The organism is Novosphingobium sp. 1529 (assembly GCF_040544855.1).
In the GTDB taxonomy this organism is placed as follows: domain Bacteria; phylum Pseudomonadota; class Alphaproteobacteria; order Sphingomonadales; family Sphingomonadaceae; genus Novosphingobium; species Novosphingobium capsulatum.
This window is the reverse complement of sequence record NZ_JBEPKW010000001.1, coordinates 920,998-946,344: the sequence shown is the minus strand read 5'-3', so window position 1 is coordinate 946,344 and position 25,347 is coordinate 920,998. Positions and strand designations below refer to the sequence as shown.

The 25,347-nt window shown below is 67.4% G+C and carries 25 protein-coding genes; 24 read left to right on the top strand and 1 reads right to left on the bottom strand.

The features are described 5' to 3' along the window. Positions 1 to 46: 46 nt before the first annotated feature. From ABIC78_RS04250 to argC, 3 genes are all read left to right on the top strand, one after another. Positions 47 to 1,444, top strand: coding sequence for a leucyl aminopeptidase family protein (locus tag ABIC78_RS04250; protein WP_054130599.1), 1,398 nt, complete (start codon positions 47 to 49; stop codon positions 1,442 to 1,444). 82 nt (positions 1,445 to 1,526) lie between these two features. Then, a complete protein-coding gene (locus ABIC78_RS04245; RefSeq protein WP_054130598.1) occupies positions 1,527 to 1,895 on the top strand; it encodes an SH3 domain-containing protein in 369 nt (122 codons plus the stop codon). After that, the gene (gene argC / locus ABIC78_RS04240) at positions 1,892 to 2,821 is read left to right on the top strand and encodes an N-acetyl-gamma-glutamyl-phosphate reductase (RefSeq protein ID WP_054130597.1); all 930 of its coding nucleotides are present in this window, start codon (positions 1,892 to 1,894) and stop codon (positions 2,819 to 2,821) included. Before ABIC78_RS04245 ends, argC begins: the two co-directional genes overlap by 4 nt. Positions 2,822 to 2,896: 75 nt before the next feature. Here argC and ABIC78_RS04235 read toward each other — a convergent pair whose 3' ends face one another. Beyond that, positions 2,897 to 3,202, bottom strand: a complete 306-nt coding sequence (locus ABIC78_RS04235; protein ID WP_022674665.1) for a 2Fe-2S iron-sulfur cluster-binding protein — start codon at positions 3,200 to 3,202, stop codon at positions 2,897 to 2,899. Positions 3,203 to 3,329: 127 nt separating this feature from the next. Here ABIC78_RS04235 and ABIC78_RS04230 point away from each other — a divergent pair, with 127 nt between their 5' ends. The 21 genes from ABIC78_RS04230 to ftsA all read left to right on the top strand — a co-directional run bounded on the left by ABIC78_RS04230 (position 3,330) and on the right by ftsA (position 25,265). Beyond that, positions 3,330 to 3,947: a DNA-3-methyladenine glycosylase family protein gene (locus ABIC78_RS04230; RefSeq protein WP_022674666.1), complete on the top strand. Its 618-nt coding sequence runs from the start codon at positions 3,330 to 3,332 to the stop codon at positions 3,945 to 3,947. Then, positions 3,944 to 4,747 carry an SDR family oxidoreductase gene (locus ABIC78_RS04225; protein WP_054130596.1) on the top strand — a complete coding sequence of 268 codons (804 nt, stop codon included), beginning with the start codon at positions 3,944 to 3,946 and terminating at the stop codon, positions 4,745 to 4,747. Before ABIC78_RS04230 ends, ABIC78_RS04225 begins: the two co-directional genes overlap by 4 nt. A gap of 4 nt (positions 4,748 to 4,751) precedes the next feature. After that, positions 4,752 to 5,366, top strand: coding sequence for a heme ABC exporter ATP-binding protein CcmA (ccmA, locus tag ABIC78_RS04220; protein ID WP_054130595.1), 615 nt, complete (start codon positions 4,752 to 4,754; stop codon positions 5,364 to 5,366). Then, positions 5,363 to 6,025 (top strand): heme exporter protein CcmB, encoded by a 663-nt coding sequence (gene ccmB, locus ABIC78_RS04215; RefSeq protein ID WP_054130594.1) that lies wholly within the window; start codon positions 5,363 to 5,365, stop codon positions 6,023 to 6,025. Before ccmA ends, ccmB begins: the two co-directional genes overlap by 4 nt. Before the next feature lie 62 nt (positions 6,026 to 6,087). Next, a complete protein-coding gene (locus tag ABIC78_RS04210) occupies positions 6,088 to 7,086 on the top strand; it encodes a cysteine synthase A (RefSeq protein ID WP_022676166.1) in 999 nt (332 codons plus the stop codon). A 29-nt stretch (positions 7,087 to 7,115) separates the two neighbouring features. Then, on the top strand, positions 7,116 to 7,451 hold the full coding sequence (locus ABIC78_RS04205; RefSeq protein WP_233253890.1) for a hypothetical protein: 336 nt from the start codon (positions 7,116 to 7,118) through the stop codon (positions 7,449 to 7,451). 401 nt (positions 7,452 to 7,852) lie between these two features. Next, positions 7,853 to 8,353, top strand: a complete 501-nt coding sequence (locus tag ABIC78_RS04200) for a division/cell wall cluster transcriptional repressor MraZ (RefSeq protein ID WP_022676168.1) — start codon at positions 7,853 to 7,855, stop codon at positions 8,351 to 8,353. After that, positions 8,350 to 9,354, top strand: a complete 1,005-nt coding sequence (gene rsmH / locus ABIC78_RS04195; RefSeq protein ID WP_231627515.1) for a 16S rRNA (cytosine(1402)-N(4))-methyltransferase RsmH — start codon at positions 8,350 to 8,352, stop codon at positions 9,352 to 9,354. Before ABIC78_RS04200 ends, rsmH begins: the two co-directional genes overlap by 4 nt. Further along, complete coding sequence (locus tag ABIC78_RS04190) at positions 9,351 to 10,148, top strand: hypothetical protein (RefSeq protein ID WP_171794707.1); 798 nt, start codon at positions 9,351 to 9,353, stop codon at positions 10,146 to 10,148. The genes rsmH and ABIC78_RS04190 overlap by 4 nt, the downstream gene beginning before the upstream one ends. Beyond that, complete coding sequence (locus ABIC78_RS04185; RefSeq protein WP_107715874.1) at positions 10,145 to 11,884, top strand: peptidoglycan D,D-transpeptidase FtsI family protein; 1,740 nt, start codon at positions 10,145 to 10,147, stop codon at positions 11,882 to 11,884. Before ABIC78_RS04190 ends, ABIC78_RS04185 begins: the two co-directional genes overlap by 4 nt. Then, a complete protein-coding gene (locus ABIC78_RS04180; RefSeq protein WP_171794706.1) occupies positions 11,881 to 13,347 on the top strand; it encodes a UDP-N-acetylmuramoyl-L-alanyl-D-glutamate--2,6-diaminopimelate ligase in 1,467 nt (488 codons plus the stop codon). Before ABIC78_RS04185 ends, ABIC78_RS04180 begins: the two co-directional genes overlap by 4 nt. Next, positions 13,344 to 14,849 (top strand): UDP-N-acetylmuramoyl-tripeptide--D-alanyl-D-alanine ligase, encoded by a 1,506-nt coding sequence (locus ABIC78_RS04175; RefSeq protein ID WP_354487988.1) that lies wholly within the window; start codon positions 13,344 to 13,346, stop codon positions 14,847 to 14,849. The genes ABIC78_RS04180 and ABIC78_RS04175 overlap by 4 nt, the downstream gene beginning before the upstream one ends. Further along, the gene (gene mraY / locus ABIC78_RS04170; protein WP_022675968.1) at positions 14,850 to 15,914 is read left to right on the top strand and encodes a phospho-N-acetylmuramoyl-pentapeptide-transferase; all 1,065 of its coding nucleotides are present in this window, start codon (positions 14,850 to 14,852) and stop codon (positions 15,912 to 15,914) included. It abuts the gene before it with no gap. Continuing rightward, entirely contained in the window at positions 15,911 to 17,206 is a 1,296-nt protein-coding gene (gene murD / locus ABIC78_RS04165; RefSeq protein ID WP_171794704.1) for a UDP-N-acetylmuramoyl-L-alanine--D-glutamate ligase, read from the top strand. The genes mraY and murD overlap by 4 nt, the downstream gene beginning before the upstream one ends. 80 nt (positions 17,207 to 17,286) lie before the next feature. After that, positions 17,287 to 18,438: an FtsW/RodA/SpoVE family cell cycle protein gene (locus ABIC78_RS04160; protein ID WP_028657776.1), complete on the top strand. Its 1,152-nt coding sequence runs from the start codon at positions 17,287 to 17,289 to the stop codon at positions 18,436 to 18,438. Beyond that, positions 18,435 to 19,637, top strand: a complete 1,203-nt coding sequence (murG, locus tag ABIC78_RS04155; protein ID WP_171794703.1) for an undecaprenyldiphospho-muramoylpentapeptide beta-N-acetylglucosaminyltransferase — start codon at positions 18,435 to 18,437, stop codon at positions 19,635 to 19,637. The genes ABIC78_RS04160 and murG overlap by 4 nt, the downstream gene beginning before the upstream one ends. Then, the gene (murC, locus tag ABIC78_RS04150; RefSeq protein WP_022675972.1) at positions 19,634 to 21,058 is read left to right on the top strand and encodes a UDP-N-acetylmuramate--L-alanine ligase; all 1,425 of its coding nucleotides are present in this window, start codon (positions 19,634 to 19,636) and stop codon (positions 21,056 to 21,058) included. The genes murG and murC overlap by 4 nt, the downstream gene beginning before the upstream one ends. A 101-nt stretch (positions 21,059 to 21,159) precedes the next feature. Beyond that, positions 21,160 to 22,068 (top strand): UDP-N-acetylmuramate dehydrogenase, encoded by a 909-nt coding sequence (gene murB, locus ABIC78_RS04145; protein WP_502915624.1) that lies wholly within the window; start codon positions 21,160 to 21,162, stop codon positions 22,066 to 22,068. Continuing rightward, positions 22,065 to 23,030 (top strand): D-alanine--D-alanine ligase, encoded by a 966-nt coding sequence (locus ABIC78_RS04140; protein ID WP_354487984.1) that lies wholly within the window; start codon positions 22,065 to 22,067, stop codon positions 23,028 to 23,030. The genes murB and ABIC78_RS04140 overlap by 4 nt, the downstream gene beginning before the upstream one ends. Positions 23,031 to 23,032: 2 nt before the next feature. Next, complete coding sequence (locus ABIC78_RS04135; protein ID WP_054130586.1) at positions 23,033 to 23,974, top strand: cell division protein FtsQ/DivIB; 942 nt, start codon at positions 23,033 to 23,035, stop codon at positions 23,972 to 23,974. Positions 23,975 to 23,981: 7 nt separating this feature from the next. Beyond that, the gene (gene ftsA / locus ABIC78_RS04130) at positions 23,982 to 25,265 is read left to right on the top strand and encodes a cell division protein FtsA (RefSeq protein WP_054130585.1); all 1,284 of its coding nucleotides are present in this window, start codon (positions 23,982 to 23,984) and stop codon (positions 25,263 to 25,265) included. The last annotated feature ends 82 nt before the right edge of the window (positions 25,266 to 25,347 follow it).

Below are 25,347 nucleotides of genomic sequence, written 5' to 3'. Positions count from 1 at the left end.
TTTCCTCTCGATCTTGGCGCCGTCCTGCGCCAAGGTCTGGTCCAAGATGACCGACAAGAACGCGTTGATCCAGCCCGATCGCGACCAGAGCGCGATTGCCCTGCACATTGTCGACAAGGCAGGCCTGCCCGATTGGCTGCGCGCCCGCAGCGGCCAGGCGCGTGCCCTGCTGACGGCACAAGCCTTTGCTGGCGCTGCCGGCGAGGTGGCCGTCGTGCCCGAGGGGGATGGCGATGGCTGGATCGCGGTGGCGGGCGTCGCCGATCGCGCCAAGCTCGGCACCTGGTGCCTGGCCCGCGCGGCAGAGCGGCTGCCTGCCGGCACCTATCGCCTGGCCGGCGTGGGCGATGCTGCCCCCGCGCTGCATGGGTGGGTCACCGCGCAATACCGGTTCGATCGCTATCGCAGCCAGGGCAGCGAGCCCGGCCCGCGCGTGCTGCTGACCAGCGCGGTGCGCGCCCTGCCGCTGGCCCTGGCCGAAGCGGCGGCGGTCACCATGGTGCGTGATCTGGTCAATACCCCCGCCGAAGACATGGGCCCGGCGCAATTGGAGGCCGAAGCCCGCGCCCTGGCCAAGGCGCACCACGCCACGATCCATGTGATTGCCGGCGACGTGCTGGAGCGGGACTATCCGATGGTCCATGCGGTGGGCCGCGCCGCCGCGCGCAGCCACGCCCCGCGCCTGATCGAGCTGGAATGGGGGAACCCCAGCCATCCCCGCGTGGCCGTGGTGGGCAAGGGCGTGTGCTTTGATTCCGGCGGCCTCGATATCAAGCCCGCTTCGGGCATGGCGCTGATGAAAAAGGATATGGGCGGCGCGGCCCATGCCCTGGCGCTGGCCGGGCTGATCATGGGGCAAAACCTGCCGGTGCGGTTGCATCTGCTGGTCCCGGCAGTGGAAAATGCCATTTCCGGCAACGCTTTCCGTCCGGGAGACATTCTGCGCACGCGCCAGGGCTTGAGCGTGGAAGTGACCAACACCGATGCCGAAGGGCGCCTGGTGCTGGGCGACGCGCTGACCCGTGCGAGCGAGGCCAAGCCCGAACTGGTGATCGACTTTGCCACGCTGACCGGCGCAGCGCGGGTGGCACTGGGCCCCGATCTGCCGGCGATGTTTGCCCGGCGCGACGAGACGGCGCAGGCTCTGCTCGCCGCCGGGATCGGGCGCGATGATCCGTGCTGGCAGTTGCCGCTGCACGATGCCTATCGCGAGTGGCTGAAATCCGATGTCGCCGATCTGCAGAATTCGCCCAGCAATGGTTTTGCCGGGGCCAGCGTGGCGGCGCTGTTCCTCGATCGCTTTGTCGGCGAGGGGATCGATTGGCTGCATTTCGATACCTTTGCCTGGCGCCCGGTGGGCAAGCCGGGCCGGCCCAAGGGTGGTGAAGCGCTGGGCCTGCGCGCGGCCTGGGGCCTGCTGCAGGGGCGCTACGCGGCGGGCTGAACGCGGCGCGGATGGCGCAAAACTTGAATCCCGGGGCAAGGGCGGCTAAGCGCGCGCCTTTGCGAATGTCCGGGAACCCGCCTTGTCTGCCGAATCCGATCTTGCCCTTGTCGTTTCCCCGGCCGTAGCGCCCGAGGGAGAACTGGCTCTGTCCGGCCCTTCGGCCAAGGTCGATCCGCTGCGCCTGCCGGTTCGTGGCGATCTGGCGCATGTCCGCCTGGCTGGCCGCGTCTTCGTGCCGCACTATGCCGTGCCGATGCCGCACCGCGTGGTCGCTGAAACGGCCCTGCTCAAGGCCGGGCGCAGCGATGCCGAGGCCATCGCGCAACTGCCGGCGGGCGAAACCTTTGCCGTGCTCGACATGGCCGGCGGCTGGGCCTGGGGCCAGGCATCGGATGAAGGCGGCCTGGTGGGCTATGTGCCGCTTTCTGCGCTGGAGTTGGTAGCATGACCACGCAGGTTTTCATCGATGGCGCTGCCGGCACGACCGGCCTGGAAATTGCCGAGCGGCTCGCCGGGCGTAGCGAATTTGCGCTGATCACGCTGGACGAAGCCCGCCGCAAGGATGATGGCGCCCGGGCCGAGGCGATCAACGCCGCCGACGTGGTGATCTTGTGCCTGCCCGACGATGCCGCGCGCGCGGCCGTGGCGATGGTCGCCAACGATACCACGCGCGTGATCGATGCCTCCACCGCGCACCGCGTGGCCGAAGGCTGGACTTATGGCCTGCCCGAAGTGGTCGGTCGCGATGCCGTGGCCAATGCGCGCCGCGTGTCCAATCCCGGCTGTTATCCCACCGGCTTCATCGCCCTGGTCGCGCCGCTGGTGCGCGCTGGCCTGCTGCCGGCCAACTGGCCCTATGTGGTGCACGCCGTTTCGGGCTATTCGGGTGGCGGCAAGGCGCTGATCGCCCGGTTCGAAGACGATACCGATATTGCCTGGCGCGGCTATGGCCTGGCCTTCGGGCACAAGCACGTGCCGGAAATGACTGCCTATGCCGGTCTTTCGGTCGCTCCGCTGTTCAGCCCGGCGGTGGTGCCGGCGCTGCGCGGCATGGTGGTGGAAGTGCCACTGTCATTGCAAGCGATGCCCGGCGCCGGTTCGGCAGAGGCGATGTTCGCGGCGCTGGACGCGTTCTATGCCGGCAGCCCGATCGTCAGCGTCAAGCACGGCGCGCCGGCCGAGGGCGAGTTCCTGATGCGCCGCAGCGCCCAGGCGTGGGACGGCCTCGCGCTGAGCGTGATTGGCAGCAAGGATGGCACCCAGGTGCGCCTCGTCGCCCAGCTCGACAATCTGGGCAAGGGCGCCAGCGGCGCGGCGGTGCAGACGCTCAATCTGATGGCAGGCCTACCGGAAACCGCGGGTCTGTCGCTGTAATTCGCGATCCTCATCCGCAAAAAAAGGCGCCGGAGCGATGCCCCGGCGCCTTTTTTTGCGTCAACGCGCGAAAGATCAGTCTTCCGGCGCGATGGTGACCTTGAGGCCATCGACGACCGGCAGCTGGCACGACAGGCGCGACGTGGCGGTGCGGTGGTCCGAGCTGTCGAGCAGGTCGTTCTCGTCTTCGCTCATCGTCGGCAGCGCGTCGGCGCCATCATCGACATAGACATGGCACGTGGCGCACGAGCAGCACCCGCCGCACAGGGCAAGCAATTCGTCAAAGCCGTTATCGCGGATGGCTTCCATCACGGTAAGGCCGCTATCCACTTCGATGGCCTTTTCGGCACCGGCACGATCGACGACAACAAGCTTCGGCATTGTCTAAAGCTCCTCATGGTGGGCGGGATTCGCATCGATCTCTGTTCGCCCTTCGTCCCGGCTGCTAATGCCCTGGGAAAATATTGGCCAGAAAAATTTGAGCATGTGCGAAGGGATGCAGCGCCGAATGGGACTTTCTAACCAGGCGATCACGGCGGGACTGGATCATCTCGCCACGCAGAACCCGGCTTTTGCCGCAGCTTTGGCCAAAGTCGGCTATCCCGAACCGCGCATTCGCGAAACCGGCTACCGTACGCTGCTGCGCACCATCGTCGGGCAGCAGGTGAGCGTGGCGGCAGCCGCATCGGTGTGGGCGCGGCTCGAAGCGCTGCTGGGTCCCGACATGCCGCCGGCCGATCTGCTCGCGGCCGATTTCGATGCGCTGCGCAGCTGTGGCCTGTCTCGCCAGAAGCAGGGCTATGCCCGCTCGCTGTGCGAACTGGTGGTATCGGGCGCGCTCGATCTGGCGGCCTTGCCCGATGATGATGAGGCGGCCATTGCCCAACTGGTGCAGATCAAGGGCGTGGGCCGCTGGTCTGCCGAAATCTATTTGCTGTTTGCCGAAGGACGGCCCGATATCTGGCCAGCAGGAGACCTTGCCGTGCAGGTTGGCCTGGGCAAGTTGCTGGGCCTGCCGGAACGGCCGAGCGAGAAGGAAACGCGCGCCCTGGCCGAGCCCTGGCGCCCGCATCGCGGCGCCCTCGCGCTGTTTACCTGGCATTGCTATGCCAATCCCGCGCTATGACGAAATGCATCTTCGTCACCGGTGGCGCGTCGGGCATCGGCCGGGCCATCGCCATCCGCTTCGCCCGGGAAGGCTGGTTTGTGGCGCTGGCCGATGTCGATAGCGCCGGCATGGCCCAGACCGGTGCGCTGCTGCCGGCCGGGCGCTGGTCAGCTCACCTGCTCGACGTGCGCGATGCCGCTGGGTGGGACATTGCCTTGGGCTTGGCCGCAGCGGCAGGGGGCGGCGTGATCCATGTCGTCGCCAACAACGCCGGCGTGCCGCTGGGCGGCGCCTTGGCGCAGTGCACGGTGGACGAAATCGAACGGGTGATCGCGATCAACCTGACCGGCGCCACGCTGGGCGCACGGGCGGCCTATCCCTGGCTCAAGGCGGCCGCGGGGCAGGGCGCCTGCCTGCTCAACACCGCCAGCGCGGCTGCGCTCTATGGCACGCCGGGCACGTCGGTCTATGCTGCCACCAAGGCGGGCCTGCGCGCGCTGACCGAGGCGCTCGACGCCGAATGGGCGGGCGATGGGATTGCCGTGCGCAGCCTCATGCCTGGCTTCATCGCCACGCCGCTGCTCGAACACGCACCCAATGCCGCCACGCCCGGCACGATCACAGACGCAGTGGTGCGCCAGGGGTTGGAGATCGGCACGCCCGATGCCGTGGCTGAGGCGGCGTGGCAGGCGGTGCATGGGCCGCGCCTGCATATGCTGGTCGGCCCCACGGCGGGGCGCCTGGCCTTTGCCGCGCGCTGGCTGCCGGGCACGCTGCGCCGCCGGTTGCGGCGGGGCGGTGGCACGGCTACGGCTTGATCACATGACCGCGCCCCATCTTGCCGCCCATGACCTTGCCTGTCGGCGTGGCGATCGCGTGTTGTTTCGCGGCGTGGGCTTTGCGCTGGAAGCGGGACAGGCGCTGCATCTGGCCGGCGCCAATGGCATCGGTAAATCCAGCTTGATCCGCATCCTGGCGGGGCTGATGCGGCCCTTTGCCGGCAGCGTGGAGCGCGCTGGCAACGTCGCCCTGGTCGACGAGCGGCTCGCGCTCGATCCGCATCAGCCGCTGGGCCGGGCGCTGGCGTTCTGGCATGCGATCGATCGCACCGTGCCCACGCGGGATGATCCCTTCGGCCTGGCTGATCTGGCCGATGTGCCGGTGCGCTATCTTTCCACCGGGCAGAAGAAGCGCGCCGCGCTGGCGCGCCTGGCTGCGGCGCAGGCGCCGATCTGGCTGCTCGACGAACCGCTCAATGGCCTCGACACGGCCTGGGCGGCCAGGGCCCAAGCCGCGATCGAGGCGCACCGTGCCGCGGGGGGCCTGGTGATCATCGCCTCGCACCAGCCGCTGGCGCTGGCCGGGGTGCAGACCCTGGCCATGGCCGATCACGTGCCCGCGCTACAAAGCGATGATGGCGATGGAGACTGGGCATGATCGCGCGCATCTGGCCGATCTTCCGCCGTGATCTGGCGCTGCTGCTGCGCGGCGCGCAGGGGCGGGGCGGGGCTGCGCTGCCGCTGCTGTTCTTCCTGGCCGTGGCGATGCTCTATCCCTTTGCCGTGGGGCCGGATGCGCGCCTGCTGGCTCGCACCGGGGCTGGCGTGATCTGGGTCGCGGCGCTGCTGGCCGCGATCCTGCCGCTTGATCGGCTGGTAGAGCCCGATGTCGAAGCCGGGCTGTTCGATCAGTGGGCGTTGCGCGGCCTGTCGGAAGAAGTGCTGCTGATGGTGCGGATCGTGGCGCACTGGATCAGCTTTGGCGTGCCGCTGCTCCTGGCAGCGCCCGTGGCAGCCGGGCTGCTCTCGCTCGATGCCGGGCAACTGGCCATGGTCGAATGGGGTCTGCTGCTCGGCACGCCGGGGCTTGCGGCGATTGGCGTGACGATCGCCGCGCTCACTGCCGGCCTGCGCGCCGGTGCGGCGCTGGGCGGGCTGCTGGCCATTCCGCTGACGGTGCCGCTGCTGATTTTCGGGGCTGGTTCGCTGCAACCGGGAGGTGAGGGCGGGCTCGGCCTGCTGGCGGCGTGCAGCCTGGTAGCGCTGGCCGTGGCGCCGTTTGCCGGGGCAGCGGCGATCCGGGCGGCGCGCGAATAGCTTTGCCGGCCCCAAGCGCAATTGGGTTGCCGTTTGCGTCATGGCGCCTTACCTCGCAAGGCATGACTGCTTCCGCGATCGTCCCTGACAGCCTCTCCTTGATCGGCAACACTCCGCTCGTGCGCCTGGCCGGCCCGAGCGAGGCGGCTGGCGCCGAAATCTATGGCAAGTGCGAATTTGCCAACCCCGGTGCCTCGGTCAAGGATCGCGCCGCGTTGTGGATCGTGCGCGATGCCGAGGAACGCGGCGCGCTGCAGCCGGGCGGCACCATCGTCGAAGGTACGGCGGGCAACACCGGCATCGGCCTGGCGCTGGTCGCCAATGCGCTGGGCTACAAAAGCGTGATCGTCATGCCCGAGACGCAGTCGCGCGAAAAGATGGATACGCTGCGCGCGCTGCGGGCCGAGCTTGTGCTGGTGCCGGCGGCGCCCTTTTCCAATCCCAACCATTTCGTCCACACCTCGCGCCGCATTGCCGAGGAAACCGAAGGCGCGATCTGGGCCAACCAGTTCGACAACATTGCCAACCGCCGCGCCCATATCGAAAGCACTGCGCCCGAAATCTGGGCGCAGATGGATGGCCGCGTCGATGGGTTCATCTGCGCGGCGGGCACCGGTGGCACGATCGCCGGCACCGGCATGGGCCTCAAGGCCTTTGACGAAAAGATCACCGTGGGCCTGGCTGATCCCCACGGCGCTGCGCTCTACAACTATTACGCCCATGGCGAACTCAAGGCCGAAGGGTCTTCTGTCGCCGAAGGCATCGGCCAGGGCCGCATCACCGCGAACCTGGAAGGCGCGCCGATCGATACCCAGTTCCGCATTTCCGACCAGGAAGGGCTTTATTGGGTCGAGCGCCTCTTGGCCGAGGAAGGGCTGTGCCTGGGCCTGTCGAGCGGGATCAACGTGGCAGGCGCAGTGGCGCTAGCCAAGCAACTCGGCCCTGGCGCGCGGGTAGCCACGATCCTGTGCGATACCGGCTTCCGCTATCTCTCGTCGCTCTACAATCCCGAATGGCTGCGCGCCAAGGGGCTGCCCATCTTCCCGTGGCTTGAGCAATAAGCTATAGCCGCGCGATGGCGCTGTTCCGATTGCATCGCGAACGCAAGTTGACCCCGTTCGGGGCCGCATCGGCTGCGCCGATCGCGCCGGTGCATCATGTCCCGCTTTCGCCCCGTGAACTGCGCGCGCAGGCGGTCTATCGCCTGCAAGTGGGGCTGTTTGGCCTGGGCGGGATCATCCTGCTGATCAGCCTGGCCAATGTCGTCATGGAGCGGGTGACCCTGGCCAACCGCGCGGCCGCACTCGATCCCACGGTGGAAGCGAGCGCCACGGCCGCCAACGACCCGCTGGTCGACATGGGCGTGGCCCCCGAACTGCCGGTGGGCGCCGCCCCCGCGCAACAGAACCCCAGCCAGCAGCACTGATCCGCCGCACTGCGGATTGCCCCCAGGTGGCAAATCCGCCCTGTTCGGGGAAAGCACGGGCCAAACCGCCGATCATTCCCGTTCGTTCACGGGAAAGCGCGGGAAAAACCATCTCCATTACGGGCGTGATTCGGAAACTGGCGGGATTCCAAGGGCTTCAATGTGAAACATAAAGTGAACATATCTATGGTTAAGCGTAAAATACCATAAAAAACCTCAATCGAATCAGCTTCTGACCGTTCTTTCCCGCAATTTCCCCTTTTCGCCCGGGGCGTCCCGCGATAGCATGGCGCCATCGGGACAAACTTTCATGTCGCATCCGTGGGGGATGGTTCGGCTGGTGTGCGCACATCAGCCGTCGACGGGGAGCTTTTGTCCGGCGGGCAAGGTGGTGACGGGACGTGGCGGGAGCACCGTCAAACTATTGGGGGCAGGGCTTCTCGCCGCGTGGCGAGAAGAACCGCTTCGTCCTGCCCGCAGACTTCCGCGCCACCGTGAAAGACGCTTCGCAGGGCCAGCGCCTGCTTTGCCTCGATCGCCATCACAAGTTCCCCTGCCTCACCGGTTTCGGGCTGTCCCGCGTGGAAACCTTTCCCGCCCGCATTGCCCGGGAAGAGGAAATGGCCTTCAAGCGCGGCGACGACTTTGACCCTGACACCCGTGCCGCCCAGCTTTATGGTTTCCTGCGTGCCAGCTTTGACGAATCCGGTCGTTTCATCCTGCCCGATCACCTGGGGGAGCAGGCCAGCGTGAACGACGCGCTCTATTTCCATGGCGGCGGGGAATTTTTCACCATCTGGGCACCCGAGGTGCTGTTCACGATGGACAGCGGCTGGGACAGCGCCAAGGCGACCTGCCGCGCGCTGATGGCCGAAGCCGCGCAAAAGGCGAAGCGCAAGTGAGCGCGCAGTTGCCCACCGACCTGCCGCCCTCGGCAGCTGTGCCCGCGCAGGCCCCGCACATTCCCGTGCTGCTCGATGAAGTGATCGCCGCGCTGGCGCCGCGGCCGGGCGAGGTGATCGTCGACGGCACGTTCGGTGCGGGCGGCTATACCCGCGCGATCCTGGCTCAGGGCGCTACGGTCCACGCCTTTGATCGCGATCCCGATGCGATCACCGCTGGCCGCCTATGGCCCGAAACCCAGGGCGCCGCGCCCACCCTCGTGCTCCATCCGCGCCGGTTTTCGGAAATGGCCACCGCCCTGGCCGAAGCCGGGGTGGGCCAGGTGCAGGGCGTGGTGCTCGATATCGGGGTCAGCTCGATGCAGCTTGACCAGCGCGAGCGTGGCTTTGCCTTTTCCAGCGATGGCCCGCTCGATATGCGCATGTCGCAGGACGGGATGAGCGCGGCCGATTTCCTGAACGAGGCCGACGAGGCCGAGATCGCCGATGTGCTTTATATCTACGGCGAAGAGCGGCAATCGCGCCGCGTCGCCCGCGCCGTGGTCGCGGCGCGCCCGCTGACCACCACCGGGCAGTTTGCCGCCGTGGTGCGCAAGGCGCTGGGGTATCGCCCGGGGGCGGCCAAGGATCCGGCCACGCGCAGCTTCCAGGCGGTGCGCATTCACGTGAACGGCGAACTGGATGAGTTGCGCGCCGCGCTCGATGCGGCAGAGCGCCTGCTGGCGCCGGGCGGGCGGCTGGCCGTGGTCAGCTTCCACAGCCTGGAAGACCGCATCGTCAAACAGTTCCTGCGCGAGGCGGCGGGCGCCACGCCTGCGGGCTCGCGCCATCTGCCGCCCCAGGCGCAAGCCTTTGCGGCCGTGTTCGAAAAGCCATCGGCGGCGATCCGCCCTGGCCCGGAAGAAGAGGCGCGCAATCCGCGCGCCAGGTCTGCCACCTTGCGCTGGGCGGTGCGAACCGCTGCCCCGGCGCGCGCGCTTGCGGGGAACCTGTCGGCATGATCCTGTCTGCTCAACGCCTGCGTTCGATCGGTTGGCTCGCCCTGCTTGCAGTGTGCGGCGCGCTGGTCATGATCCTGTCGTTCCGGGTCAATGCCCTGCGCAGCCAGGTGCATCGGGCCGAGGGCCAGATCGTGGCGCTCAAGCAGCAGAAGATGTACCTGGAAACCGAGTTCGAAACGCGCGCCAACCAGCAGCAGCTCAAGGCGTGGAACGATCTTGAATTCGGCTATGTCGCCCCGGTCGCCGGGCAGTATCTGGAAAACGAACGCCAGCTGGCAGTGTTGAGCAAGCCTGCCGAACCTGATGCACCCGCCCCGATTCGCGTGGCCACGGTGGATGACAGCGTGATTGCCGCTGCCGCGTTCCCGGCGCTGTCGGGCGATCATCCGACGGTGCGGCCGCTGTCGGAAACGCACGAGGCGGAAAGCGATGATGCTGGCGCCGGCAAGCCGCGCAGCCGCCCGCTCGACCATGCCCAGGCAACCGCCACGCTGGCCGAAAAGCTCGGTACGCTGCATGCGGCCAGCACCCATACGGTGGCGGCGCGCGACGAAAAGCGCGAAAAGCACGACAAGACCACCGCCAAGCACACGGCAGGTGTGGAGAAGACCGCGTCCAAGGCTTCCCGCGAGGCCGCCGCGCGGACTAAGGCTGGCACCAAGTCTGCCCGGGCAGACGCCAGGGATGGTAAAGGCGGCAAGGACAAGGCGAAGGCCAAGGCCAAGCCGCCGGTCAAGACTGCGCAAAAGAGTGCCCGCGGGGATCGCAAGACAGGAGTGAAGACGAGCCGGTGAACCAGCTTACCGCCTCGGCCGCCATCGCCACCGGCCGCGTCCAGCTGGCCAGCGTGCGCCAGCGTTCGCTGGTCACTGCCAAGGTTCGCGTCCTGGTGGTCGCGGTGGGCTTTGTCTTCCTGACGCTGACGGCGCTGGTGCGCCTGACGCAGCTGGGCCTGTTCGAACAGGCGCCCGATCGCCGCTCGCTGGCCGAGGCGCTGCTGCCCCCGCGTGGCGAGATCACCGATCGCAACGGCGTGCCGCTGGCCCGCGCGTTCCCGTCCTATTCGCTGTGGTTCAATCCCAAGGCGCTGGGCGAAAAGGGCAATCCCCTGGTCAAGACGCCCGAGGAAGTGGCCCGCGCCTTGATGCAGATCTTTCCCGATGCCGATTACAAGGATCTGGTGGCGCGGCTGAAATCGGGCAAGGGCAGCTATCTGCGCAAGCGCGTACTGCCCGAGGAAGCCAACCGTGTGTTCGCGCTGGGCGAACCGGCGCTGGAATTCCCGCGCGAGAACCAGCGGTATTATCCGCAAGGCTCGCTCGCGGCCAACGTGCTGGGCTATGTCGATGAAGAGGGCAAGGGCCACGTCGGGATGGAGCAGGTGCTCGAACCCCGCCTGCTCGATCCGGCGCAGCGCGGCACCCCGGTGGAACTCTCGCTCGATTCGCGCGCCCAGGGCGCGCTGGAAGACGAGCTGCTGCGCGGCATGCAGGAAAGCAATGCCAAGGGCGCGGCCGGCATCGTGCTAGACGTCGATAGCGGCGAAGTGATCGCGCTCGCCTCGCTGCCTTCGTTCAACCCCAATCGGTCAGACCGCGCATTCAACGACCTGGTGTTCAACCGCGTGTCGAACCAGGTGTACGAGCTTGGCTCTACGTTCAAGCCGATCACGATTGCCGCAGCGATCGATGCCGGCGTCGTCACCGACCTGTCGGTGCGTTATCCGACCGCGCCGCTGCACATTGCCGGGCGCACCATCCACGACAGCCACAACTTCGGCGCCTCGCTAAACGTGCCCGAGGCGCTGATCCACTCGTCGAACATCGTGACCGCGCAAGTGGCCGACAAGCTGGGCGGCCCGCTGCTGAGGCAGACGATGATGGCGCTGCACATGAACCAGCGCCCCACGATCGAGCTGCCGGCGCGCGGTTTCCCGCTGTGGCCGCACGGCGAAAACAAGGCTGGCGACTGGAGCCGGATCACCACCATGACGGTCAGCTATGGCCACGGCATCGCCGTCACGCCGCTGCACTTGGCCTGCGCCTATGCCGCGCTGGTCAATGGCGGCATCTGGCGCCCGGCCACGTTGTTCAAGGTCGATCCGGCGCACATTCCCGCCGGCACCCGCGTGTTCAAGGCATCGACCAGCGCGCGCATCCGCCAGTTGCTGCGCATGATCGTGGCCGATGGCACGGGCCGCAAGGCCGATGCCTCGGGCTTCCGCGTGGGCGGCAAGACCGGCTCGGCCGAAAAGCCCGGCAATGGCGGCTATCGCAAGACCTCGCTGGTCGCGACCTTTGCGGCCGCGTTCCCGATGGACAAGCCGCGCTATGTGGTCATCGCCATGCTCGATGAACCGCAGGGCACGGCGGCCACCTCGGGCCAGCGCACCGCAGCCTGGAACGCGGCGCCGATCGTGGGCCGCGTGGTGCCGCGCATTGGGCCGCTGCTGGGCGTGGTGCCCGACGGCAGCCGCGACGTGGATATTTCGGATCTTTCGCCGTTGATCGGCAGTGGAGAAGGTGAATGAAGCTGGGTGTGCTGGCACGGTCTGCCGGCGTGGCGCTGCCCGAGGCAGCCGCTGACATCAACGTAACCGGCTTTGCCATCGACAACCGCAAGGTGGCGCCGGGCACGGTGTTTGGCGCCTTTGCCGGCGCGCAGGTGAATGGCGAAGACTTCATTCCCGCCGCCATCGCCGCTGGCGCCGTCGCGGTGGTCGCCCGGCCAGAGGCGCGCGTCGAAGGCGCCGTGCACATCGCCGATGCCAACCCGCGCCGCTTGTTTGCGCATCTCGCCGCGCCGTTCTTTGCCCCGGTACCCGAAACCGTGGTGGCCGTCACCGGCACCAACGGCAAGACCTCGACCGTGGAAATGACGCGCCAGCTGTGGCGCATGGCCGGCCATCCGGCCGCCTCGATCGGCACGCTGGGCGTCACCACCGCCGATGAAAGCGTCTCTACCGGACTGACCACGCCCGATATCGTCACGTTCCTCGCCAACATGCATGGCCTGGCCCGCGAAGGGGTGAGCCACGTTGCCTATGAGGCGTCGAGCCATGGCCTGTCGCAGTTCCGCAACGAAGGGCTGCGCGTGGTGGCGGGCGGCTTTACCAACCTGAGCCGCGACCATCTCGATTACCACGAGACCATGGACGCCTATTTCGCGGCCAAGATGCGCCTGTTCGACGAAGTGGTGGCCGATGGCGGCACGGCGGTGGTCTGGGCCGACGATACCTGGAGCGACAAGGCCCTGGCCCATGTCGCCGCGCGCGGCCTCAAGGCGCTGACCGTGGGCGAAAAAGGCGAGGCGATCCGCCTGGCTGGCCGCACGCCGACGCAGCTGGGCCAGGTGCTGGAACTGGTGCACGATGGCGCCGCGCGCAAGGTCACGCTGCCGCTGATCGGCGCCTATCAGGCAGCCAACGCGCTGGTGGCGGCCGGGCTGGTCATCGCCAGCGGCGGGGCGGCGGCGGCAACGCTCGATGCGCTGGCGCGCCTGCAGCCGGTGCGCGGCCGGCTGGAACGCGCGGCGATCAACCGCGCCGGGGCGCCGGTCTATATCGACTATGCCCACACCCCCGACGCGATCGAGGCGGCGATTGCCGCGCTGCGCCCGCATGTCGGCGCGCGGCTGATTACCGTGATCGGTGCGGGCGGCGATCGCGATACCGGCAAGCGCGCGCCGATGGGCGCGGCGGCCTGCGCCGGGTCTGATCTGGTGATCGTGACCGATGACAATCCCCGTGGCGAAGATCCCGCCGCGATCCGCGCCGCCGTGATGGCCGGGTGCGATGGCCGCGCCGTGGAAGTGGCTGATCGCCGCGCCGCGATTGCCCATGCCGTGGGCCAGGCGGGCAAGGGGGATATCGTGCTGGTGGCCGGCAAGGGCCACGAACAGGGACAGATCGTGGGGCGTGGTGAAGCCATGCGGGTGCTGCCGTTCGATGACGTGCAGGTGGCCCGTGAATGCGTGGGAGAGATAACCGGATGACCGCAGCCGCCGCCCTGATCGATTGGCCGCTTGAGGCCGAGGACGACACCCCGCTGGCCCTGTGGACAGCGCAGGAGATCGCGGCGGCAACCGGCGGCAAGGCCTCTGTCGCGTTTGCCGTGGGCGGCGTGGCGTTTGACAGCCGCGAGGTGATGGAGGGCGACCTGTTCCTCGCGCTGCGCGGCGAAAGCGCCGATGGCCACCGCTTTGTCACCGGCGCATTCGGCAAGGGTGCTGCCGCTGCGGTGGTGGAGCATTCGGTGCTGCATCCGCATGTGCTGGTTGACGATACCACCGCCGCGCTCGATGCCCTGGGCCGTGCGGCGCGTGCGCGTCTGGCGCCCGAAGCGCGGGTGATCGGGGTGACCGGATCGGCCGGCAAGACCTCGGTCAAGGAAGCGCTGTTTGCCGCGCTCGATCGCGGCAGCCGGGGGCGGGCGCATCGCTCGGTCAAAAGCTACAACAACCACGTCGGCGTGCCGCTCAGCCTGGCGCGCATGCCGGCGCGCACCCAGTTCGGCGTGTTCGAGATGGGCATGAACCATGCCGGAGAGCTTTCGGCGCTGACGCAGCTGGTGCGGCCGCACGTTGCCATCGTCACCACCATCGCGCCCGCGCATATCGGCCACTTTAGCGGCGAGGAAGCCATCGCCGATGCCAAGGGCGAAATCTTCGAAGGGCTGGCGCCGGGCGGTATCGCCATCATCCCGGCCGACAGCCCGCATTATGAACGCCTGCGCGCCAAGGCGGCCCAGCATGCCGGCGTGATCATCGCCTTCGGCCGTGCGGCCCATGCCGATGTGCGCCTGCTCGATGTGGTGCCGGCGCCTGGCGGTGGCTCGCTCGTCACGGCCGACCTGGGTGGTTTCGGCGAAGGCGGTGGCAAGTTGTGCTATACCGTGGCGCAGCCGGGCGATCACTGGGTGATCAATTCGCTGGCCGTGATGGCCGCCGTGCGCGCCGTCGGTGGAGACCTGGGTGCGGCCGGCCTGGCGCTGGCGGAAATGGCCGGGCTTGCCGGGCGCGGCGCACGCCATCAGGTGGCTGCCGATGGCGGCGATGGCAGCGGCACCGCGCTGGTGATCGACGAAAGCTATAATGCCAATCCTGCCTCGATGGCCGTAACGCTCGCGGGCCTGGGCGCCACGCCTGCGGCGCGGCGCATCGCTGTGCTGGGCGCGATGCGTGAATTGGGCGCCGATGAAGATCGCTATCACGCCGAGCTGGCTGGGCCTGTGCTGGCCGCCGGCATTGCCCATGCCGTGCTGGTTGGCCCCGAAATGGCGGCATTGGCCGCCGCATTGGGGAAAAGCGAGGGAGCCGCGCTTGCAGCGCCCCTGCAAGTCGATCATGTGCAAACGAGTGCCGAGGCAGCAGACGTGCTGGCGCGGATCGGCATTGCGGGCGGGGACGCCATCCTCGTAAAAGGTTCGAATTCGGTTGGTCTGGGCGCGCTGGTTGACCTGTTGGGGTCAGGGCGCTGGCCTGACAAGGAACGGTGAATGCTCTATCTCCTGGCTCACTGGCTGCATTATGAAGGCCTGACCAATCTCTTTCGCTATCAGTCGTTCCGGGCCGGGGCGTCGCTGCTGACCGCGCTGTTGATCGGGCTGATGATCGGGCCGCGCTTCATCAACATGCTGCGCATGCGCCAGGGCAAGGGCCAGCCGATCCGCGAGGATGGGCCGCAAAGCCACCTGGCCAAGCGCGGCACGCCGACCATGGGCGGGCTGATGATCGTGACGGCGCTGGTGCTGGGTCTGCTGCTGTGGATGGACCTGTCGAGCCGCTATGTCTGGGCCTGTCTGATCGTCACGCTCGGTTTTGGCCTGATCGGCTTCATGGACGATTACGACAAGGTCACCAAATATGCCCACCAGGGCGTGCCGGCCAAAGTGCGCCTGCTGCTGGAATTCGTGATCGCCGGGATCGCCGCATGGTTGGTCGTGACCGAAACCAATCTCTACGTGCCGGTGTTCAGCAACCTCTATATCCCGCTTGGGCCGTTCTATTTCGTGTTCGCCGCGTTTGTCATCGTGGGCGCGGGCAATGCTGTGAACCTGACCGACGGGCTCGATGGGCTGGCGATCATGCCGGTGATCATCGCCTGCGGCACCTTTGCAATCATTGCCTATCTGGCTGGCCGCGCCGACTATGCCCATTACCTGGGCATTCCCCATGTGCCGGGCGCGGGCGAACTGGCGATCTATTGCGCCGCCGTCATGGGCGCGGGCCTGGCGTTCCTGTGGTTCAATGCGCCGCCGGCCGCGGTGTTCATGGGCGATACCGGCAGCCTGGCGCTGGGCGGCACGCTGGGCGTAATCGCGGTGGCTGCGCACCATGAAATCGTGCTGGCGATAGTCGGCGGGCTGTTCGTGATGGAAGCCGTTTCGGTGATCGTGCAGGTCTTCGTCTACAAGCGCACAGGCAAGCGCGTGTTCCGCATGGCCCCGATCCACCACCATTTCGAGCAGCTGGGCTGGAAGGAATCGACTGTGGTGATCCGCTTCTGGATCGTCTCGATCGTGCTGGCGCTGCTTGGCCTTGCCACACTGAAGGTGCGATGATCGTCTCGCCTGCCTTTGCTGGAAAAAAGTATGCCGTGCTCGGCCTGGCGCGCTCGGGCATGGCCACGGTGGAATGCCTGCTGGCCAGCGGCGCACTGGTCACCGCGTGGGACGCGCGCGAGGAACCGCGCGCCGCGCTGGAAGGGCGCGTGACCTTGGCCGATCCGCTGGCGATCGACCTGGCTGGTTTTGCCGGGATCGTGGTTTCGCCCGGCGTGCCGCTCAACCGCCATCCGATCGCCGCCCATGCCCGCGCCGCTGGCGTGCCAGTAATCGGCGATATCGAACTGTTTGCCCAGGCGCGCGGCGATCTGCCGCCGCACCGTGTTGTGGCGATCACCGGCACCAACGGCAAATCCACCACCACGGCGCTGACCCATCATCTGTTGCAGCAGGCTGGCGTACCTACGCTGATGGGCGGGAATATCGGCAAGCCGATCCTGGAACAGCAGCCGCTGCCCGCTGGCGGCGTCTATGTGCTGGAACTGTCGAGCTATCAGATCGACCTGACGCAGCGGCTTGATGCCGATGTCGCGATCCTGCTCAATCTCAGCCCCGATCACCTCGATCGTTACGACGGCTATGATGGCTATGTCGCGTCCAAGGCGCGGCTGTTTGGCATGCAGGCGCCGGGCCACCTCGCGCTGGTGGACATGCGGGCAGAGCTTGACGACGACGTGCTGCGCTTTGCCCCGGAAGGCGCCAACTTCACATTCATCAACGCGATCGATCTGCCCGGCGATCCGGCGCAGTGGCCATCGCTGCAAGGCCCGCACAACCGCGCCAATGCCGCCGCTGCGGTGGGCGCGGCGCGCTATCTCGGGCTGGACGAGCCGACGATCGAGGCGGGCCTCGCCAGCTTTGTCGGTTTGCCCCACCGCATGGAACGCGTGGCGCAAAAGGATGGCGTGCTGTTCGTGAACGACAGCAAGGCCACCAATCCGGCTTCCACCGCGCCGGCGCTGGCCGCGTTCCCGCGCATCCACTGGATCGTCGGCGGCCTGCCCAAGGGCGATGACCTGGACGAATGCGCGCCGCATTTCAGCCATGTCGTGCGCGCCTATACCATTGGCGAGGCGGGCCCGCGCTTTGCCGAAATCCTGGAGCCGGTCTTGCCGGTGACGCGGGCCGAAATGCTGGGCGATGCCGTGCGCGCCGCCATGGCCCAGGCCGTGCCGGGCGATGTGATCATGCTCTCGCCGGCCTGTGCCAGTTTCGACCAGTTCCGCGATTTCGAGGCGCGCGGCGAATGCTTCCGCCAGATCGTCGCCGCTCTCACGGCAGGGAACTGACCGGCATGGCTTCCGGCGGCCCCGTCCTGCCCCCGGCATCGGGCACCGCGCCTGCCGCCACGGCGGCTTCGGCCTCGGCGATGCAGCGCTTCCGGCGCACGCGGCGCAGCGAACTGGTGATCTGGTGGCGCGAGATCGATCGCGTGCTGCTGGGCCTGATCCTGGTCTTGATGATCGTGGGCGCGATTGCCGTGGCCGCGGCCTCTCCGGCCAGCGCGCATCGCCTCTCCACTCATCAAAAGGCACTGGGCGATCTCTATTTCTTCTGGCGCCAGCTGGAAATGCAGGGGCTTGGCCTGCTTGGCATGTTTGCAGTGTCGCTGCTGCCCAAGGATACCGCGCGGCGCGCGGCGATCATGCTCGCGGGCGTGATGGTCGTGGCCCTTATCCTGGTGCCGATCATGGGCACCGAGGTAAAGGGCGCCAAACGCTGGGTGCTGGGCATCCAGCCATCCGAATTCCTCAAGCCTGGCTTTGCCATTGCCGTCGCGTGGATCCTGTCGTGGAAAGTGCGCGATCCGCACATGCCGGTGATCCGCCTGTCGATGGTGCCGATGCTGGTGGTGGCGGTGCTGCTGATGGCGCAGCCCGATTTCGGCTCTACCGTGCTGTTTGCCGGGGTGTGGTTCGTGCTCGTGCTGCTGTCGGGCCTACCGCTGGCGCGGGTGGGCTGGGCGATGGGCGGGGCAATCGTGGCGGTGATCCTGGCCTATCTCTTCTATCCCAACGCCACGCACCGCATCGACAACTTCCTGTCGGGCGGGGCAGAGTTCGACCAGGTGGACCTGGCCATGCGCACGCTGGTGGCCGGCGGGTGGAGCGGCACTGGCCTGTGGCTGGGTGCGCGCAAGAACGCGCTGCCCGAGGCGCACACCGACTATATCTTTTCGGTGATTGGGGAAGAGTTCGGCCTGATCTCCTGCGCCATCGTGGTGATCCTCTATTGCGCCATCGTGCTGCGGGTGCTGCTGCGCCTGGTGGACGAGGAAGACCTGTTCACCGTGCTGGCAGCCACCGGCCTGACCGCGCAATTGGCGGGGCAGGCGTTCATCAACATCCTGGTCAACCTGCAACTGTTCCCGTCCAAGGGGATGACGCTGCCACTGATCAGCTATGGCGGTTCGTCCACCATCGCGCTGTTGCTGGGTGTCGGTTTCCTGCTCGCCATCACGCGCCGCAACCCCTATCTGACGCGCGAAACCTTCCATCTGGGCGAATTGACGCGCAAATGACTGCACAACCTCAACCCGGCGCATCGCGCCACTTCGTGCTGGCCGCTGGCGGCACGGGCGGCCACCTGATTCCCGCCTTTGCCCTGGCTACCGAACTGCATGCGCGTGGCCATCACGTGGCGCTGATCACCGATGCGCGCGGCGCCAAGATTCCCGGCAAGCCCGATTTCCTTACCGCCCATGTGCTGCCCGCCGGGCGCCTGGGCAAGAACCCGGTTGCCCTGCTCAAGGGCCTGCGCGCGATCTGGCAGGGCCGCTCGATGGCGCTGCGCTTGTTCGAAAGCTTTGCGCCGTCGTGCGTGATCGGCTTTGGCGGCTACCCGGCGCTGCCCGCCCTGCTGGCGGCGCGTGCGGCGCGCATTCCCACGGTGATCCACGAACAGAACGCCGTGCTGGGCCGGGTTAACCGCTACTTGGCCAAGGGCGTCGATGCCATCGCCACCGCCTATCCCGAGGTGGATCGCCTCGATCCGCGCTGGTGGGGTAAGGTACACCTGGTGGGCAATCCGGTGCGCCCGGAAGTGCTGGCTCTGCGCGGCGAGCCGTTCCCGGAATTTTCGGAAGACAGCCTGTTCCGCGTGCTGGTGACCGGGGGCAGCCAGGGCGCGTCGGTGCTGGCTCAGGTCGTGCCCGATGGCCTGGCCATGCTGCCGCCCGCGCTGCGCCACCGCCTGCAAGTGACGCAGCAGTGCCGCCCCGAAGACCTGGAAGCCGTGCGCGCGCGCTATGCCGCGCATGAAATTCCCGCCGAACTGGGCACCTATTTCGAAGACATGGCGAGCCGGCTCGCCGGCGCCCACCTGTTCGTCGGCCGCGCTGGCGCATCGACCATTGCCGAGCTTACCGCCGTGGGCCGCCCGGCGATCCTGGTGCCGCTGCCGATCGCCACGGACGATCACCAGGCCGCCAACACCCGCGAAATGGTCAAGGCCGGCGGTGCCCGCGCGATCCGCCAGCCGGGCTTCACGCCCAAGGAGCTGGCCAAGCAGATCCAGGCCATGGCGATGAACCCTGTGGGGCTGGCCAACGCTGCCCATGCCGCGTGGAACTGCGGCTTGCCGCGCGCGGTGGAAGACCTCGCTGATCTGGTCGAAGGGTTTGGCGGGGCGCCGCTGATGGATGTGATCCGGGTTGACGGCAAGGCGGCCGCCCCGGCAACGGCTGGCGGCGAAGCGCTGGCTTTGGAGAATGAAGCATGAAGGGTGTCGGCGTCGAAATCGGCACGATCCATTTCGTCGGCATCGGCGGCATCGGCATGTCGGGCATTGCCGAAGTGATGCACAACATGGGCTATGCCGTGCAGGGGTCAGACATGGCGGAAAGCTATGTCGTCGAAGGACTGCGCGCGCGCGGCATCCCGGTGATGATCGGCCAGTGCACGGAAAACGTCGCCAATGCCCAGGTGGTGGTGACCTCCACTGCGGTGAAGCGCGACAATCCCGAAGTGGTGGCCGCGCTGGAAGCGCGCATTCCCGTGGTGCGCCGCGCGGAAATGCTGGCTGAACTGATGCGCCTGAAAAACACCGTCGCGGTGGCGGGCACGCATGGCAAGACCACGACTACGTCGCTGGTGGCCTGCCTGCTCGATGCTGGCGGCGTCGATCCCACGGTGATCAACGGCGGCATCATCAACTCCTACGGCTCCAACGCCCGCCTGGGTGACAGCGACTGGATGGTGGTGGAGGCCGACGAGAGCGATGGCTCGTTCTTGCGGCTCGATGGCACGATCGCGGTGGTCACCAACATCGATCCCGAGCATCTCGATCACTATGGCTCGTTCGAGAAGGTCAAGCGTGCCTTTGTCGAATTCATCGAGAACGTGCCGTTCTATGGCGCGGCGATGCTGTGCATCGACCATCCCGAAGTGCAGGCGATCATCCCGCAGGTGCGCGATCGCCGCGTGGTGACCTATGGCTTTTCCGCCCAGGCCGACGTGCGCGGCGAAGGCGTGACGCCCGAACCGGGCGGCAACCGCTTCACCGCCGTGCTGCGCCAGCGCGATGGCTCGTTCCAGCGGATCGAAGACATTCACCTGCCGATGCCCGGCCGCCACAATGTGCAGAACGCGCTGGCCGCGATTGCCGTGGCGGTGGAAATGGGCGTGCCGCACGATCTGGTGCGCACCGGCTTTGCCAAGTTTGGCGGGGTCAAGCGCCGCTTTACCAAGGTGGGCGAGGTTGCCGTGCCCGGTGGCGAGGTGGCGGTGATCGATGACTATGGCCATCACCCGGTGGAAATCCGCGCCGTGCTGGCTGCCGCGCGTGAAGGCGTGCGCGGGCGTGTGATCGCCGTGGTCCAGCCGCACCGCTTCACCCGCCTGCGTGACCACATGGAAGATTTCCAGGGCGCGTTCAACGATGCCGACGTGGTCTATGCGGCGCCTGTCTATCCCGCCGGCGAACAGCCGATCGAGGGCGTGGACAGCGCCGCCATGGTCGAAGGCGTCAAGGCGCGCGGCCACCGCAGCGCGCATCTGATCGCCGGGCCGGAAGCCTTGGCCGCCGAACTGGCGCCGCAGCTTCAGGCTGGCGACATGGTCGTGTGCCTGGGGGCTGGCGATATCACCAAGTGGGCGGCCGGCCTGGCGCCGGCGATCGTGGCGTTGCGGGGTGAGGGGTGATGGCGGGCAAGGCCTCTCACCACCCCCAAACCCCCTCCTCTGAAGAGGAGGGGGCTTCCAATGCCAATCCCCCCCTCCTCTTCAGAGGAGAGGGCCGGGGAGTGGTGGAAGCCACACCCGAGCTTCGCGGCAAGCTCACCCCAAACGCCCCGCTCGCCCCGCTGGTGTGGTTCAAGTCTGGCGGCACCGCCGACTGGCTCTTTGAGCCCAAGGACGTGGCCGATCTGCAGGCGTTCCTGGCGGCACTCGATCCGCAAGTGCCGGTCATGGCGCTGGGCCTGGGTTCCAACCTCATCGTGCGCGATGGTGGGGTGCCGGGCGTGGTGGTGCGCCTGGGCAAGCCCTTTGCCAAAGTCATGGCGATCGATGCTGTCACGCTCGATTGCGGGGGCGGCGCCTCGGGCATCCTGGTATCGTCCACCGCGCGTGATGCGGGGATTGCCGGCCTTGAATTCCTGCGCTCGATCCCCGGCACGGTTGGCGGCTTCGTGCGGATGAACGGTGGCGCCTATGGCCGCGAGGTCAAGGACATCCTGGTCGATTGCGACGTGGTGATGCGCACTGGCGAACTGGCGCGTCTGCCGGTGGCAGAGCTGGGCTATGCCTATCGCCATTCCGAGCTGACCGATGGCAACATTGTGGTTTCGGCGCGTTTTCGCGGGCAGCCGGGCGAGCCCGAGGCGATCCAGGCCGAGATGGACCGCATTTCCGCCGCGCGCGAGGCAAGCCAGCCGCTGCGCAGCAAGACCGGCGGGTCCACGTTCAAGAACCCCGATGGGCATAAGGCCTGGGCGCTGGTCGATGCCGCCGGGTGCCGTGGCCTGACCCTGGGCGGCGCACAGGTGAGCGAAAAGCACACCAACTTCCTGATCAACACCGGTACCGCCACCAGCGCCGAGATCGAGGCGCTGGGTGAAGATGTGCGGGCCCGTGTGAAACAGACACAAGGCGTGGAGTTGCAGTGGGAAATCAAGCGGGTGGGCCGAATCAAGCACGAGAATCTGCCATGAGTGATCTGCCCCGGCTTAATGTGGCGGTGCTGATGGGCGGCTGGTCGAGCGAGCGGCCCGTCTCGTTGACCAGCGGCGAAGGCGTGGCCGGTGCGCTTGAGGCGCGCGGGCACACCGTTACGCGGATCGACATGGGCCGCGACGTGGCGCTGCGCCTGGCCGAGGCTGCGCCCGACGTGGTGTTCAACGCGCTGCACGGCACGCCCGGTGAAGATGGCACGGTGCAGGGCATGATGGACCTGATGGGGCTGACCTATACCCATTCGGGCTTGGCCACCTCGGTCATCGCCATCGACAAGGAACTGACCAAGCAGGCCCTTGTGCCCCACGGCATTCCCATGCCCGGCGGCCGCGTGGTCAAGACCGCAGAACTCTACAGCCACGATCCGCTGCCCCGGCCCTATGTGTTGAAGCCGGTCAACGAAGGATCGTCGGTCGGCGTGGCGATCGTCACCGCCGAAGGCAACTATGGCAATCCGATTAGCCCGGATGCGCGCGGCCCCTGGCAGGAGTTCGATGAACTGCTGGCCGAGCCGTTCATCCGTGGCCGCGAACTGACCACGGCGGTGCTGGGCGACCAGGCGCTGATGGTCACCGAGCTCAAGCCCAAGACCGGCTTCTACGATTTCGACGCCAAGTATACCGACGGGTTGACCGAGCATGTCTGCCCCGCCGAAATCCCCGATGATATCGCCCAGGCGTGCAAGGACATTGCCTTGCGCGCGCACAAGCTGCTGGGTTGCAAGGGCACCAGCCGTTCCGATTTCCGCTGGGACGATGAGCGCGGGGTAGAGGGGCTGTTCCTGCTGGAGGTGAACACCCAGCCGGGTATGACTCCGCTCAGCCTCGTGCCCGAACAGGCGCGCCACCTGGGCATGGACTATCCCGACCTGGTCGAGGCGATCCTGGCCGAGGCGATCAAGGATGCGGCCGCGGCCAAGACCAGAAAGGGGGCTGGCTGACCATGGCGCAGACGATCCGGCGTGGTGGCAAGGGCGTGCGGCGGGTGGCCGCGCAGCGCGGGGCCAAGGCCAAGGTGCAGACGGCGCGCAAGCAGACCGGCTCTGCCATCGGCCATGTCATGCGCGTGCAGCCGTTCAGCGAGGAAACGCTGCACCGGATCTTGTTGACCGTGATCCTGGGCACCGCGGCCGTCGCGGTGTGGACCGTGGCCAATATCGCCGGGGTTCCCGCCCTGATGGAAAGCGAAGTGGCGCGCCTGTCCCATGGCGCGGGTTTTGATGTGAAGCGGGTGGAAGTGCGCGGGGTCAAGCGCATGAACGAGCTGACCATCTATGAAAAGGTGCTGGGCCAGCGCGACCAGGCGATGTCGCGGGTGGACGTGGCGGCCCTGCGCGAAACGCTGCTCGGCCTGCCGTGGGTCAAGGATGCGCGCGTATCGCGCCAGTTGCCCGATACCCTGGTGGTCGACGTGGTGGAGCGCACCCCGCACGGTGTGCTGCGCAAGGGCGACCAGTTGATGCTGATCGACGAAACCGGCCACGAACTTGAGCCGGTGAGCCCGGCCCGCGCCAAGGGCATGTTCGTGCTGTCGGGCGATGGCGCCGCCGCGCGGGTGCCCGATCTCAACCACCTGCTCGATGCCGCGCCCGCGCTCAAGCCACAGGTGGCCGAGGCCGAATGGATCGGCAACCGCCGCTGGAACCTGACGTTCAAGACCGGCCAGGTGCTGGCCCTGCCCGAAGGCGCCGACGAATCGGCCGCCGCGCTGCTCGAATTTGCGCGCATGGACGGGGTCAATCGCCTGCTCGGAGGCAAGGTGGCGAGCTTTGACATGCGCGCCAAGGACCGCACCTATCTGCTGGTGCCCGGCCATGCTGACGAGCTGGCCCAGGAACAGCGCGACAAGGCCAAGGCCAAGGCCGCCGCCAAGGCGAAGGACTGAACCGCCCGTGGCTGCACCCCGCATCACCAAGGTCTTTGCCGCCGTCAATCTTGGCTCGTTCCGCACCTCGGCGATGATCGCTGGCCTGTCCGAAGCGGGCGAACTGGTCGTGCTCGGCTCGGGCCACCGCGCCTCGCAAGGGATCAAGCGCGGCTATGTGGTCGATATGCTGGCCGCGACCCATTCGGTGCGCGACGCGATCGAGCGCGCCGAAAAGATGGCCAATACTTCGGTCACCCAGGTATTGGTCGGCTGTGCCGGCGCGGGCTTGGCCAGTTCCACCGCGCAGGTCGAGGTGGAGATCGGCGGCCGGCGGATCGAGGATGATGACATCCAGCACCTGCTGGTGGCCGCGCGTGATGTGATCCAGCCCGATGGCCGCACCGTGCTGCATGCCCAGCCGGCGCATTATACGCTCGATGGCGCGCATGGCGTGCCCAATCCCAAAGGGTTGCATGCCGATCGCCTGGCGGTGGATATCCACGTCATGCTCGCCGATGGCGCGCCGATCCGCAACATCCGCGAAACGGTGGAGAACGCGCACCTCAAGGTGGATGGCGTGGTGGCAGCGCCGGTCGCGGCCGGGCTTGCCTGCCTGATGCCGGAAGAGCGTGATCTGGGCGTGGCTCTCGTCGATTTCGGTGCCGAGGTGACCACCGTGTCGGTCCATGCCGGGGGCATGCTGCTGGGCATGCAGGTGCTCCCGTTCGGCTCGGGCGACATCACCGATGCCGTCGCCTCGGCCTTTGGCATTCGCCGTTATCAGGCAGAGCGCCTCAAGTGCATGTCGGGTTCGGCCATTGCCAGCCCGGCCGACCATCGCGAGATGATTCCCGTCAATGCCCCCGGCGATCCGGAAGGGGCAGGGCCAGTGGCGCGCCATGCCGATGACAAGAACCGGATTCCCCGTGCCGAGCTGATTTCGGTGATCACCCAGCAACTTGGCCACTTCACTGACGAACTGGGTCGCTGCCTCAAGGCCATGGGCTTTACCGGCACGCGCGGACAGCAGGTGGTGCTCACCGGTGGGGGTGCACAGTTGCCGGGCCTGGCCGACTATGCCCAGTCGGCGCTGGGGCGGCCGGTGCGCATCGGCGCGCCGCCGGCCATGCTGGGCCTGCCGCAGGGCCATGCCACGCCCAGTTCCTCCACGCTGGTGGGCCTGGTGCTGCACGCAGCGTCCGATCCGATCGATATCCGCAAGTTGACGATGGCAGCGCAAGGCGGCGGCTCGGCCACGTTGTGGGGCTGGGGGCGGCGGATCGTGCGCGCGCTCAAGGAATATTTTTAACGGTTATGGCACCGATCCCGGCCTTTCGTCGCACGAAGCAACCGGATCGGCTGATTTCGGCGCGAAATAGGCGATCGATCTT

What these genes read in the sequence shown, in the direction of transcription:
- ABIC78_RS04250 (WP_054130599.1), top strand. Translation starts at nt 47, where the DNA reads ATGACCGACAAGAACGCGTTGATCCAGCCCGATCGCGACCAGAGCGCG.
- argC (WP_054130597.1), top strand. Translation starts at nt 1,892, where the DNA reads ATGACCACGCAGGTTTTCATCGATGGCGCTGCCGGCACGACCGGCCTG.
- ABIC78_RS04235 (WP_022674665.1), bottom strand. Translation starts at nt 3,202, where the DNA reads ATGCCGAAGCTTGTTGTCGTCGATCGTGCCGGTGCCGAAAAGGCCATC.
- ABIC78_RS04230 (WP_022674666.1), top strand. Translation starts at nt 3,330, where the DNA reads ATGGGACTTTCTAACCAGGCGATCACGGCGGGACTGGATCATCTCGCC.
- ABIC78_RS04225 (WP_054130596.1), top strand. Translation starts at nt 3,944, where the DNA reads ATGACGAAATGCATCTTCGTCACCGGTGGCGCGTCGGGCATCGGCCGG.
- ccmA (WP_054130595.1), top strand. Translation starts at nt 4,752, where the DNA reads ATGACCGCGCCCCATCTTGCCGCCCATGACCTTGCCTGTCGGCGTGGC.
- ccmB (WP_054130594.1), top strand. Translation starts at nt 5,363, where the DNA reads ATGATCGCGCGCATCTGGCCGATCTTCCGCCGTGATCTGGCGCTGCTG.
- ABIC78_RS04210 (WP_022676166.1), top strand. Translation starts at nt 6,088, where the DNA reads ATGACTGCTTCCGCGATCGTCCCTGACAGCCTCTCCTTGATCGGCAAC.
- ABIC78_RS04190 (WP_171794707.1), top strand. Translation starts at nt 9,351, where the DNA reads ATGATCCTGTCTGCTCAACGCCTGCGTTCGATCGGTTGGCTCGCCCTG.
- ABIC78_RS04180 (WP_171794706.1), top strand. Translation starts at nt 11,881, where the DNA reads ATGAAGCTGGGTGTGCTGGCACGGTCTGCCGGCGTGGCGCTGCCCGAG.
- ABIC78_RS04175 (WP_354487988.1), top strand. Translation starts at nt 13,344, where the DNA reads ATGACCGCAGCCGCCGCCCTGATCGATTGGCCGCTTGAGGCCGAGGAC.
- mraY (WP_022675968.1), top strand. Translation starts at nt 14,850, where the DNA reads ATGCTCTATCTCCTGGCTCACTGGCTGCATTATGAAGGCCTGACCAAT.
- murD (WP_171794704.1), top strand. Translation starts at nt 15,911, where the DNA reads ATGATCGTCTCGCCTGCCTTTGCTGGAAAAAAGTATGCCGTGCTCGGC.
- ABIC78_RS04160 (WP_028657776.1), top strand. Translation starts at nt 17,287, where the DNA reads ATGCAGCGCTTCCGGCGCACGCGGCGCAGCGAACTGGTGATCTGGTGG.
- murG (WP_171794703.1), top strand. Translation starts at nt 18,435, where the DNA reads ATGACTGCACAACCTCAACCCGGCGCATCGCGCCACTTCGTGCTGGCC.
- murC (WP_022675972.1), top strand. Translation starts at nt 19,634, where the DNA reads ATGAAGGGTGTCGGCGTCGAAATCGGCACGATCCATTTCGTCGGCATC.
- ABIC78_RS04140 (WP_354487984.1), top strand. Translation starts at nt 22,065, where the DNA reads ATGAGTGATCTGCCCCGGCTTAATGTGGCGGTGCTGATGGGCGGCTGG.
- ABIC78_RS04135 (WP_054130586.1), top strand. Translation starts at nt 23,033, where the DNA reads ATGGCGCAGACGATCCGGCGTGGTGGCAAGGGCGTGCGGCGGGTGGCC.